Annotated in this window: 11 protein-coding genes and 1 other RNA gene; 5 read left to right on the plus strand and 7 right to left on the minus strand. The window is 51.4% G+C overall.

What is annotated here, in order from left to right; genetic code table 11:
- Window positions 1-244: 244 nt before the first annotated feature.
- Entirely contained in the window at window positions 245-601 is a 357-nt protein-coding gene (locus FDX14_RS11195) for a KPN_00521 family repetitive protein (RefSeq protein ID WP_137349527.1), read from the minus strand.
- A gap of 440 nt (window positions 602-1041) precedes the next feature.
- Here FDX14_RS11195 and FDX14_RS11200 point away from each other — a divergent pair, with 440 nt between their 5' ends.
- Entirely contained in the window at window positions 1042-1269 is a 228-nt protein-coding gene (locus FDX14_RS11200; protein WP_137349528.1) for a DUF1272 domain-containing protein, read from the plus strand.
- Between the two features lie 155 nt (window positions 1270-1424).
- Complete coding sequence (locus tag FDX14_RS11205) at window positions 1425-2078, plus strand: LysE family translocator (RefSeq protein WP_137349529.1); 654 nt, start codon at window positions 1425-1427, stop codon at window positions 2076-2078.
- Window positions 2079-2188: 110 nt separating this feature from the next.
- Here FDX14_RS11205 and FDX14_RS11210 read toward each other — a convergent pair whose 3' ends face one another.
- Together FDX14_RS11210 and FDX14_RS11215 are read right to left on the minus strand one after the other, a co-directional pair.
- The gene (locus FDX14_RS11210; RefSeq protein ID WP_137349530.1) at window positions 2189-2641 is read right to left on the minus strand and encodes an NUDIX hydrolase; all 453 of its coding nucleotides are present in this window, start codon (window positions 2639-2641) and stop codon (window positions 2189-2191) included.
- Between the two features lie 151 nt (window positions 2642-2792).
- Window positions 2793-3341 carry an AAA family ATPase gene (locus FDX14_RS11215; protein ID WP_137349531.1) on the minus strand — a complete coding sequence of 183 codons (549 nt, stop codon included), beginning with the start codon at window positions 3339-3341 and terminating at the stop codon, window positions 2793-2795.
- A gap of 406 nt (window positions 3342-3747) precedes the next feature.
- Between FDX14_RS11215 and FDX14_RS11220 the strand changes: the two genes are divergently transcribed.
- From FDX14_RS11220 to FDX14_RS11230, 3 genes are all read left to right on the plus strand, one after another.
- On the plus strand, window positions 3748-4539 hold the full coding sequence (locus FDX14_RS11220) for a hypothetical protein (protein WP_061382287.1): 792 nt from the start codon (window positions 3748-3750) through the stop codon (window positions 4537-4539).
- Window positions 4540-4670: 131 nt separating this feature from the next.
- Entirely contained in the window at window positions 4671-5447 is a 777-nt protein-coding gene (locus tag FDX14_RS11225; protein WP_061382286.1) for an isocitrate lyase/PEP mutase family protein, read from the plus strand.
- Window positions 5431-6477: a bifunctional transcriptional activator/DNA repair enzyme AdaA gene (locus FDX14_RS11230; protein ID WP_137349545.1), complete on the plus strand. Its 1047-nt coding sequence runs from the start codon at window positions 5431-5433 to the stop codon at window positions 6475-6477. The genes FDX14_RS11225 and FDX14_RS11230 overlap by 17 nt, the downstream gene beginning before the upstream one ends.
- A 377-nt stretch (window positions 6478-6854) precedes the next feature.
- Here FDX14_RS11230 and ssrA read toward each other — a convergent pair.
- From ssrA to FDX14_RS11250, 4 genes are all read right to left on the minus strand, one after another.
- Window positions 6855-7218: a transfer-messenger RNA gene (gene ssrA / locus FDX14_RS11235) on the minus strand.
- Between the two features lie 72 nt (window positions 7219-7290).
- Window positions 7291-8454, minus strand: a complete 1164-nt coding sequence (locus FDX14_RS11240; protein WP_137349546.1) for a beta-barrel domain-containing protein — start codon at window positions 8452-8454, stop codon at window positions 7291-7293.
- Window positions 8455-8461: 7 nt separating this feature from the next.
- A complete protein-coding gene (locus FDX14_RS11245; RefSeq protein ID WP_137349532.1) occupies window positions 8462-10648 on the minus strand; it encodes a type I secretion system permease/ATPase in 2187 nt (728 codons plus the stop codon).
- Complete coding sequence (locus FDX14_RS11250; protein WP_137349533.1) at window positions 10645-12054, minus strand: TolC family outer membrane protein; 1410 nt, start codon at window positions 12052-12054, stop codon at window positions 10645-10647. The genes FDX14_RS11245 and FDX14_RS11250 overlap by 4 nt, the downstream gene beginning before the upstream one ends.
- Window positions 12055-12097: the final 43 nt, after the last annotated feature.

Here is a 12097-nt window from a genome sequence, read left to right on the forward strand (position 1 = left end):
ACAGACAGTATTTTAGCGGGTCGCAGGGAGAGTGGATGGCGGTCAACAACTGTGAGGTGCTGATGATACCACAAGGTTATTACACGGTGGCGACCATGGCAGGATAATCACGTTAGGGGCGTTTGAACTCAGTCATCATCACGTTCTGCGGATTTAAGTCAGGAACGTGTCAACGCTATTCAGGGCGGGTCATGCTAATAATAAAAGCCGCGAAAGCGGCTTTTATTATTGAATGGCTGGAGGATTATTCGCTGACTTTTTTCTCAACGGAGGCTGCACCTTCTTTGGTCTTATTCCAGCCTTTCTCGGTAACTTCTTTTGTTGCATTCCAACCTTTTTCAGCGCCTTCCTTGGTTGTATTCCAGGCTTTTTGTGAGCCCTCACTCACCTTGCTACTCAGGTCATCTTGCTTACCTTCAGCAGCATGTTTTGCTTTTAATTTTTGCTCTTCACCCTGATTCTGCGCCTGATGCAGTTTCTCTTTTGCAGTATTCGCGTTTTCGTGCGCGGCAGCGACATCATTATCGGTTGCGTGTGTTGTTGCGGCAATAACAGGAGAAGCCAGCAGAATTGCAGATAATGCGATAATTGTCTTTTTCATAATATCCTCGCTTAGCGTTATAAGTTATTAGCGTGATGAAGCATGACATAAAAACGAAGCGCTGACTTTAGGAAAAAACTGTAAGTGCTGCTAACGTTATTTATCCATTTTGTGCAGCTTTGAGCAATTAATACGGTTATTTTTATGGCGGGTATTGTTTTTTTGCGCGAAAGGGAAGGTGTAAAAATTGTAGTGATAATGTTGATATGAAAAGTTTTATCTGTTTGATTTTTATGTGATTGATTGGGGCGTTATAGGCTGGTCGTTCGTTTCCGAAGGTGAGCGTTTCTATCAAATAATTCACTCTCTTGATTTTTCCGGCCTGTAGACCATGCTTATTTCATACGGGCATAAACAATAACGTCGTTTATCGCAAAAGTGATACCGATAGAGGGCTTTTGGTATGTCCAATGATGTGCCTTTAACAATAAGAGAGCACCATGCTTGAACTCCGTCCTAATTGCGAATGCTGTGATAAAGATCTGCCACCTGAATCAAAAGGGGCATACATCTGTTCATTCGAATGCACATTTTGCGCCGATTGCGTGACCCAACGGCTTAATGGCCAGTGCCCGAACTGCGGAGGGGAGCTGGTGCGACGTCCAATACGCCCCGAAGCATCCCTCCTGCGGCATCCTGCATCCACTCAGCGTCACTATCAACAATAGAGATGCAAACTATGTTCGCTCGTTGCTTGTAACGGTCTCCGTGATCCTGCTAGCCGTCCGCATAGTGCCGTAAGCGGACGTTGCAGTACATTTCGCTTTCGACTCGAATCGGACTGAGGTAACGTAGCGGAAATATTGTTCCAGACTCGACCAAAATGCCTTCCATCGAAACGTTTATGACCTTCCTTCTTGCGCTGACTCTACTGGAGATTTCTCCGGGGCCAGACATGATGCTGACTATCGCCCGAGGAGTCGGCCAGGGAAGACGTATTGCATTGCTTACGGTACTGGGGAATGTATTTGTAGCTGGTTTTGTGCAAGTTTCTTTTCTTGTCCTGGGACTGGTAACCGTTGTTCATGCCTGGCCGGTTGCGCTAGATCTGCTAAGGTGGGCCGGTGCGGCTTATCTGATGTGGTTGGGCATAAAAATGATAGCGACTTCAGGCACAGATACCCGGCTGCGAAAAACAGCCAAAATTTCTGACTGGAATGCCGTCAAGGAAGGCGCCCTGAATAGCCTGACTAACCCAAAATCCCTACTGTTCATGTTTGCTTTTCTTCCTCAGTTTGTCGATCCCGTCGCCGGTCCTGTCTGGCTGCAATTGCTTATTCTGGGTAGTATCCAAAAGCTGGCAGGAATTGTTTCCTTGGGGTCAGTCGCGATGGCATCTGGGACATTTGGAAACTGGCTAGGTAAACACCCAGGCTTTATTAAATGGCAGGAGCGATTTACAGGCGTTGTCATGATAGGCCTCGGCATCCGCATGTTGTTTAGCGGGTCTGGTGTAGTATCGAAATCTACCAGTTAAGTTTTACCGAAGCGGTAAACCCAGTGTCCGTTCCTCGCTCATAGCGGACCTCAGCTCAGGTAACTTGTCCACTTCGTGCCAGAAGTGGACATCTAAGCCGTTTCAGAGAGTTAAGTGAAGGGGAAGCCTTCAAGTATGTTAATTATCAAATCGAGTGGGAAGATGATTTCATTAGTTTGTTTGAGCTCTTCTAAGCTCCACCAATAGTGCTCGCGAATGACTTCTTTTTCGTTGTTACTCCAACCAGATCGGTCAATATCTGATTTATCTGCAGTAATAATAAAGAAATGTTCTTCAGCAAGAACGTTCTCACCACCTGGCAACATCATAGGGAAGGTTCTGGCGGCTATTTGTGGTCCCGCCGTTTTTCTTGTCAGGCCCGTTTCTTCAAATAATTCACGTAACGCCGCCTGCTCAAAAGACTCGTTGTGCTCAAGTCCTCCCCCTGGCGTTGCCCAGTAATTTTTTCCATCCAGAGCATCATCTTTATGGCAGAACCTAAAGAGCAGAACGTGATTTTCAGGTGAAAGAACTATCAATCGAGAGGATGGACGAGTACGCATTTATTCCCTCTTAAATAAAATTCAAACCCTCATTGCGGATTTTCATATAAGCATAAATTGCAGTCTGCAAGCGCGCATAGAGAATGTGTTTTCTTGCCACGATGGCCGATTCAGGCAGAGTGATTCACCATTACGCGTAGTTGCTGTTTTATCAGCGTACTATCCTGGAAAGGATAAAATCCACACGCTCCTCAACAGAAACGCATGGCAATTCAATCAACTGATAACCATACATACGGTATGTTTGCACCATTGCGTGATATGTCGCGACGGCGATCTCGAAAGATTGCTTGCGCTCGGTATCCTGTACATATATGTCACGCCAGGGGGGGGCAATAAATACTGTTCGGTTATAGCGAAATCTCTCGATGGCGTTTTCCACATGCTTCGGTATGGTAAGCTCTGAAAGACGTAAATAACCTACAACATCAGGAACACCACGGTCGAAGAAGCAGGGTCTTGTTTGCCCTTCTGCTTCGTGCCATGAACGCATTTCCCAGGATAGCATGAGCTCTGCGAACGCAGTTTGATTGGCCCATGGCAATGCATCACCGCCGATGTTAACCTGGTCTTGTATAACACCTCGTCCAGCTTCTTTAGAACACCAAAAACCTCTTTTTATAATGGTATCAATTATCGTGCTTTTGCCTGACCCTGGGCCACCTGTGAGAATGAAACGATGTTGAAAAGATGAAGACATTGAACCCTCCTGAACATTTATAGACGCGATGAAGTAGCAATTCTTATGGCGTATTTTCCCGTGTCGGCAGATTACTTGTTGATGGTTTGACTAACTACATTTTATCCTGGCTTGCATATCCGCTACTCGTTCTGACAGGATGTTCTAAAACTGTGCTAGCAATACGACTGATAGGTGGGCAGGATTTCACCATTCGATGGAATCTGAGGGCGTTGCCAATGCGGATGATCAAACGTTCCCCCAACTAAACGCTGCACTTCGCTCTCTGGTCTTACCCACCAATAGTGGGCATGCGGCTAAGTGAGCGTCTTCGAAGGACATGACTGTTCCTGCAAAAATATCTGGCCTGAATATAAACTACTCGATATTCTGAAATGCTTTGTATTTTTTGTGAACAGGAAAAAGTATGCTTAGTACATTACCCGATTTACACAGAAGTTTTGCAGAGCAACTCAAGCTTAAATTCCAGTCTGATTCGCGAATTCATTCCCTTCTTGCTGGCGGCTCGATTATCCATGGCGGATTTGATAAATACTCCGATCTGGATTTTGTCGTTGTTGTAGACCCTCTCCACTATGACGAAATCATGGCTCAGCGTATTGTGTTCGCCGGAACACTGGGTCACCTGCTCCATGCTTTCACCGGGGAACATGTGGGAGAGCCTCGTCTGCTTATCTGCCTGTATGGTCCCGAACTCCTTCATGTCGATCTGAAATTCGTCACCCTGGAAATGCTCACTAAACGCGTTGAGGAGCCAGCAGTGTTATTTACCCGTGATAGCACTGCTCTGGAGCGCCAACTGGCAAAATTTAGTGCTCAGTGGCCCAACATGACGCCGGAGTGGTTTGAGTCCCGAGCCTGGATCTGGCTTCATTATGCAGTGGTTAAGCTGGGAAGAGGCGAACTCTTTGAAGCGATAGGCATGCTGGCATTCTTCCGCGAGCAAGTGCTGGGACCTATGCTGTACCGTCGTGCCAATCTACCGCAACGTGGGGTTCGCCGCATCGAATTCCTCAGCATTGATCCTGATGACTTGCTGACTTCCACGCTGGCAACGCACGATCGTGATTCCGTCAGCATGGCCATCAGAAAGGCTGTTGATGCTTATATCACGCTGCGGGCTGATGCGTTGCCGGAAAATATCGCAGACGATGCGGCACGTTGGGCTGTTCTTGCCATGCTCGAAGCCAGAACCTGACCTTAAAAGGTTTGGTCTGTTCCGCACTCATGTTCAGACGATGTTTGCTAAAAAATGGTCGTCTGAATTTCGGTTGTGAGGTTCTTCCTGAGTGCTTAGATTCATTTTCAATCTATCGAGAGGATATGAATATGAACTTTGCAGAACGCCACTATCAGCATGAGCCTCTTCTTATCGCCAACGTCTGGGATGCCGCCAGTGCTGTCGCAGCGCAAAAAGCAGGCTATCAGGTACTGGGAACGTCCAGTGCAGCTATAGCGTCCACACTGGGATATGACGACGGCCAGGAAATGCCGTTTGATGAGTTATTTTATATGGTCACCCGGATCCGGGCTGTCAGCAACCTGCCATTGAGCGTTGACATGGAAGCAGGGTATGGTGATTCAGCCGAAGAGATAGCAGCCAATCTGAGGCGCCTTGCTCAGACAGGCGTCGCAGGCGTTAACCTCGAAGACAGCCGAGTCATAAACGGGGTTCGTCAGCTTGACGATGCCTCTGATTTTTCCCGTAACCTGAGAGCAGTGTGCAATATGCTGAGAAGGGAAGATTATCGTCTGTTTATGAATATCCGGACTGACACGTACTTGCTCGGGCATGAAGACGCGTTGCAGGAGACGATATTACGGGGTCAACGCTATAAAGCTGCAGGTGCCGACGGCCTTTTTGTTCCCTGCCTGACGTCAGAGAAAGACATTAGCCTCATAGCAGAGGCAACGGGATTGCCCCTGAATGTCATGTGTATGCCCGATCTACCGTCATTCGACAGGCTGAAACGGGCCGGGGCAAGCCGCATTTCAATGGGCAATTTTGTTCATTCGGCCATGCAGTCAACGCTGACTGATGTCATGCATGCGATTCGAACTCGTCAGACGTTTGAAGGACTTTTTGGTGATGAAAATAACCGATAAGAATTTGTGTGATATCTGGTATCAGGCATTACTTGAACGAGCTCCAGAATATACTGGCGTGTTTTTTGTTGGCGTCAAAACCACTGGCGTATTCTGTATTTCTGTATGCCGGGCACGAAAGCCCAAACGCGAAAATGTCGAATTTTATAAAGATGCTAAATCGGCCCTGGCGGCCGGGTTTCGTCCCTGTAAAGTCTGCAGACCCGCAGAAAATGCGCACAGCGCGCCATTATTTGTTGAACAGGCGCTTGCGCTTGTCAGGCGCGATATAAAATCCCGTGTAGCTGACACGCAGCTTCGCCAGCATGGCATCAGCCCGGAGCGGGTAAGACGCTGGTTCCTGCAACACCATGGCATCACTTTTCAGGCTTTCCAGCGAATGCAGCGGGTGAATATTGCCCTGCAGGAGCTGAAAAGCGGACGAGCGGCGACTGACGTTGCGCTGGACAATGGCTATGAATCCCTGAGCGGCTTTGGTTATACCTACAAGCGGCTTACTGGCGCAGCGCCGACTCAGGCAACCCAGGTGATTGTCATTCACCGGTTTACCACTATGCTTGGACCGATGTTTGTCTGTGCTACAGAGAGGGGTGTCTGTCTGCTGGAGTTTACCGATCGCCGGATGTTAGAAACAGAATTTCGCGATATCCAGCGTTTATTTAACGCCAGAATTGTCACCGGAGAAAACAGCCATACCCGGCAGACAGTAAAAGAAATCAGCGAGTATTTTGCCGGAACTCGCCGACAGTTTGAGCTCTCTGTCGATACTCCGGGCAGTGATTTTCAACAATCTGTCTGGCATGAGCTGCGTGCAGTTCCATATGGCCAGACCTCACACTATCAGGCGATTTCAATTCGGCTTAATAAGCCCAATGCTGTGCGCGCCGTCGCTGCAGCTAATGGCGCAAACCGAATTGCGATAGTGATCCCTTGTCACCGGATAATTGGAAAAGATGGCAAAATGACTGGTTATGGTGGTGGTATTTCGCGCAAAGAATGGCTCATTGAGCATGAGAGAAACAACGCTTAATGGCTTGATGTTCTAATGCAGCCGGAAAATTTCAGCTCTGTATAAGTGCCTTGAGTTTGTAATCTATGAAGTTTTTCGCAAGTAAAGGTTAGTATATCGTTCAAAACTGACCATGCCTTCTTTTTCTTGGGGCTTAGCTTTAAGGATCTCGTTGTTAGTGAGGGGGCGTGTGATACGCGCCATGTCTGGAATCTTTCCATAGTTAGTACACGTTTAATGGACCACAATATAGCGTGTACCTAAACGTGTACCAATTTTCTCTGGATTTAGCCGGATGCCCTCGGGCAACAACAGACACAAAAAAGCCCGCAGGGCTTGCGCCGTGCGGGCTCTTAGGACTTCATCGGATGACTCTGGTAATCACCGATGGAGAATTTTGGTGGAGCTGGCGGGAGTTGAACCCGCGTCCGAAATTCCTACATCCTCGGTACTACATGCTTAGTTCGTCTTTACATTCGCCTGGCACCTGCGGACGGACACGCCACTACCAGACTAGCCTGATTAGTTTTAACGCTTCAACCCCAGGCAGGGCATCCACGCGATCTCTTTTGGGTTTGACCTCTCTTTGATCCCCGTCTTAAGAGCGGAAGCTAGGGAGAGAGGGCTCAGAGCAGGTTATTAAGCTGCTAAAGCGTAGTTTTCGTCGTTTGCGACTATTTTTTTGCGGCTTTTTACGAGGCCAACCGCCCCTCGGCATGCACCTTGGGTTTCGCGAATCCCGTCGAATCCAGAATCAGCCCCAATGTGTTAGAGCAAGTATAACAGACTTGTGACACGCGTGACCAGCCCCCGCAACCCCTTATCCTCAAGGATTTACCGCTCGCGCAGCGCTTCTTTAGCCCGATTAAATGGTTTGATTAAATAGTCGGCGATGGTTTTTTCACCTGTTTTTATATCCACTGTGGCAATCATGCCCGGTACGATGGAGAAATGGCGTCCCAGTTTGTTCTCCAGGTAGTCCTGATGGGTACGGATAAACACGCGGTAGTAGAAGATTTCCGGTTTCGCTTTATCCTGGATGGTGTCCGGAGAGATGGTTTCAACTACGCCTTCCAGACCGCCATAAATGGCGTAGTCATAAGCGGTTATCTTGACCAGCGCTCGCTGGCCTGGGTGAATAAATGCGATATCACGCGGCGACAGACGGGTTTCAATCAGTAGATGATCGTCTATTGGCACTATTTCCATCATTTCGCCATTGGGTGGGATAACCCCGCCAATGGTGGTGACCTGGATATTTTTCACAATACCGCGCATGGGCGCGCGCACTGTCAGCCGGGTGACGGAATCCTCACGTCCTTTCAAAATAGCTGCCAGCATATCCACTTCGGCGTTGGCTTTAGACAGCGCTTCACGCGCCTGCACGAAGTATTGGGAACGCAGGTCGGTAATTTTTAATCCCAGATCGCTTTTTTGTCGTTGCAGGCGCAGCACTTCCACATGGCTGGCGGCGCCGCTTTTCTCCAGGCGCTGGGTAATGGCCAGCTCTTTGTTAACTGAGACCAGCGCGTCCTGCAGTTCCGCCATAGAATCAGCAAGCTGCGCGCGGCGGCTTTTATACAGACGCGTTTCGGAGGCGATGAGATCCGGCCAGGCGCGCAGTGAATCGGGAAAGGTCAGCGGCAGATCGTTAACTTCAGCATTAAGCCGCGCGCTGGAAGCCAGCGAGGCGCGATAGCGGGCGGCGCTTTCCCCAACGTTGGACTCAGAGCGGGTAGGATCGAGGCGTGCCACGATTTGATTGGCCTGCACCTTATCGCCCTCGCGCACCGTCAGCTCGGCGAGGATCCCGCCATCCAGCGACTGCAATACCTGCTCACGTGAGCTGGGGATCACTTTCCCGCTGCCGGTCGACACTTCATCCAGTTTACCGAAATACGCCCAGATACCCAGCACGGCAAACAACAGCGTGCTGAGCAGAATAATGCGGCTGGCCCCGGAAAAACGGTGTTCGCGGCGGATATCGAGATCGTCCATGGCGGCGTCATGCGGATTGGTTTTCATTTTTCCACTCCCGACCGTGAGTCGGTACAGGTGCCCGACTCGCATTCAACGCCTGCGCTTTCGGGGCATCCATCACCAGTTGACCTTCTTTCAACACCACCACGCGCTCAACCAGCTCCAGAACCGGCACGCGATGGGTGGCGACAATCAATGTGCGGTTGCCCAGCCACAGGTTCAGCCGCTGAATAAACTCCCGCTCGGTATGTTCATCCAGTGAAGCACTGGGTTCGTCGAGTAGTACGATATTGGGCGAGCGCAGCAGCATTCTTGCCAGCAAAATCGACTGCCTCTGTCCCCCGGACAGACCGTTGCCGCCCTCCATAATCGGATGCGCCAGCCCTTTGGCGAGTTGTTTAACAAAAGCCGCTGCGCCGCTGACCTCCAGCGCTTCGAATATCTGCGCGTCGCTGGCATGCGGCGCGCCGAGAGTCAGGTTCTCACGCAGGGTGCCGAAAAACAGGCGCGCATTCTGGCTGAGAAAACCGATGTTGCGGCGTAAATCGGCCATATCGATTTGCGCCAGGCTCAGGTTATCGAGTCGGACCTCGCCCTGAATAATCTCCACGCCGCCCGCCATGGCCTGCAGCAGCGTTGATTTCCCCGCGCCGTTACGACCGAGGATCGCTATTCGTTCCCCGGGCATGATCTCCAGACGGGAGATACGCAGCGGAACGCGCTGATCGTCGCTGTGGTAGCGAAAGTGCGCGTTTTCAAAGAGATAATGACCGTGAAGAATCTCCTGATGTACCCGATCTTCATCGTACTGCGTTTCGGTAGGGAGCTGCATGATGCTGTCCAACCCCATCTTCGCTGCTTTAACCTGCTGCCAGCGGGCCAGCACGCCGCATAGGTTAGCCATTGGGGCAATCATTCTGGAACCGAGCATGGAGGCGGCCACCACGGCCCCGGTGGTCATCGTGCCTTCAATGACCATCGGCGCGCCGAACATAATAATGGCGGCGTAGACCAGACTCTGTACCGACATGCCCCAGCCAATCAGCCCCTGAGTCAGCTTGCGCGTGCGCAGTCCGGACTCTCCGGTAATGCGGATGTAGCTGTTCCACTGCTGTAAAAAGCGGTTTTCCGCCTGCATCAGCTTGATGTCCTCCAGCCCCTGAACGCTTTCAACCAGTACCGCATTACGCAGGGTGGATTCATGTGCGGCCTGGTTGGCGAGCACAGCCAGCTTCTTCTGTAACAGTAAACCTGGCAGGATCATCAGCAGGGCGGCGACGGGCGCTATCCATGCCAGCGGCGGGGCAATGCAGGCCAGTACCACGATAAACAGAAAGAAAAAAGGCAGATCGACAATAGTCGACATGGTCGAGGAGGTGATCATCTCGCGAACCTGCTCCAGCTCGCGGAGTTGAGAAATAAAGCTCCCCGTCGAGCGAGGTACGGCGCTATTACGCAGCCGCAGGGCATGGCTGAATACCCGATCGGAAATGCGCATATCGGCGCGTTTACCCAGCAGATCCATAATGTGGGTACGTGCTTCGCGCAGCAGAAAGCCAAACAGGACCGCCACCAGAACGCCGGTTGAGAGAACATACAGCGTCGGATATGACTGCGCCGGAATCACCCGATCGTAGACCTGCATCGAAAAGATAATCCCGGAGAGCGACAGAACGTTAATCAGAAAAGCGGCAACCATCACTGGCAGGTAAGGGTGGATATCCTGTAAAACCAGTTCGCGCATCCAGTCGGGTTTAAAGCGAGAAATATAGCGGTCTACCCGACTGTCTTTTAGCGCCGAAAGCGGACGCAGCGCGGTAATGCTTACGATCTCTGGCACAAGCTCTGCGACCGTCACCCGGTTACGTTGCCCCTCTTCGGCGATGATAAAAACATCCAGTGCATCGTCACCGTTGAAATGCTCTATCACCATGATTTGGCCGTCGCGCAGTTCCGCTACTACCGGTAAACGCCACTGGCTGAACGCCTGCTTTGTGGTGTCCAGCGCGTGAAATGACAGGCCCGCCTGGCGCGCCAGTTGTGTCAGCGCGAGGGTGCGGTTTTTCCCTGCAAACCACGGGGCGTTGGCCTGGATTGCGCCGGGGGAGCAGGCAACGCGATAGTGGCTGGCAATATACGTCATCGCCTGCGCCCACTGGCTCAGAGCCTGTTCGCCAATGGCCTCTTCCGCATGTGAATCGACGTCGCTCATAGCTGTATCTCCACCGATTGAATGCTGCGGTTATTTAAGGCGAACGCCTGGCGTAGCGATCCGGTATTGTAGAGGCAGTTAAGCTGTAACTGGCGCAGCTGGTTTTGGGTCTGGAGTTCAGCAAAGCGCGCCTGATACACCTCCTGCTCGGCGTTAAGCACATCGAGCAACGGGCGTGAACCAAGATCCAGATACTGCTGTTGATACAGCTCGCGCGTTTGTTCACTCAGTCGCTGCTGGCGTCGCAGAATTTGCAGGGCGGTGGCGAGACTCATCGCCTGGCTGCGGGATTCCAGTAATTTCTGCCGTACCTCAAGCCGGGTTCGTTGAATAGAATACTGGGCTGACTCAACCGCATGACTGGCGGCATTGCGTCTGGCGGTAAGTCCACCCCCCTGATACAGCGGCATTTCAACTTTTACCCATGCGGAGTACTGGGTTTTGTCGAGTACCTCATGGCTGGGGTATTTGTCGTTGAGATAGTGCTGAACCGACGGCTCCAGAGAGATAGTCGGCGTCATTTGCGCGTTGGCGTAGTCGAGGTTGGCCTGCGCCACATTTGCCTGCGCCCACGCCGCCAGCACGGCAGGAACCAGCTTATCGTCGGGTTTTACGACATCACAACTGCTGTCCAGTTTGCCGGGGAATTCATTGCTGATGCCGTTGAGCGAGTTCCAGCCGAGAAAACTCATCAGCGTTGCCTTGCTGCTGTCGAGATTGGCCTGGTACTGCGCCAGTTGCGAACGCGCAGACTCTATACGCGCATCGGTTTGTACCACGTCCGATAGCGAGGTTGCGCCTTCATCATTACGTTGCCGGGTCAATCGGCCAATGCCGTTCAGAGCGGCGAGTTGCTCCTCGGCGGCATCCACCATTTGCTGCCACGTCTGCACCTGAACTATCGCGTTGGCGGTCGCGTGCGCGATGGTATCAATACTGAGTAACACATTAGCCTGCTGCTGCGCGGAACCTGCGGTTTCAGCACGGACCTGGCTGGCCACTTTGCCGAAGTCATACAGCATTTGTGACACCGAAATAACCAGGGCTGGGCTAAAGCCGTGGTCGGTGTAAGTATTGCTGTAGCCGTTGTTCATTCCGGCAGTTACCTGCGGGTAATATTTCGATTTCGCCACGTCTATCTGCTCATTCTGTGTGAGTAATTTGCCGATAGATTCACGAATGGATGGGTGCCAGCTCACGGCACGACTCACGGCATCGTTCAGCGTCAGAGTACCGGGGGCGGCGGAGCTTAGCGGCAGATCGGCAACGGAGCCGTCAAGGTTTGGAAGCATCTGGCTGTTTGCCAACCCTTCCGGCGTAATAATTTGCGGTTCATCCTCGGCATTCACCTGCATGGAACACAGCGTTAATGCCAGCAGTAATGCCACGGGCATGACTTTTCCCATATCTCATCCCTTTCAAATACAACCGTTACGGCAGTTGCTCCGG

Origin of the sequence: Citrobacter sp. wls710 (assembly GCF_005281115.1) — a bacterium.
Lineage (GTDB): Bacteria > Pseudomonadota > Gammaproteobacteria > Enterobacterales > Enterobacteriaceae > Citrobacter > Citrobacter werkmanii.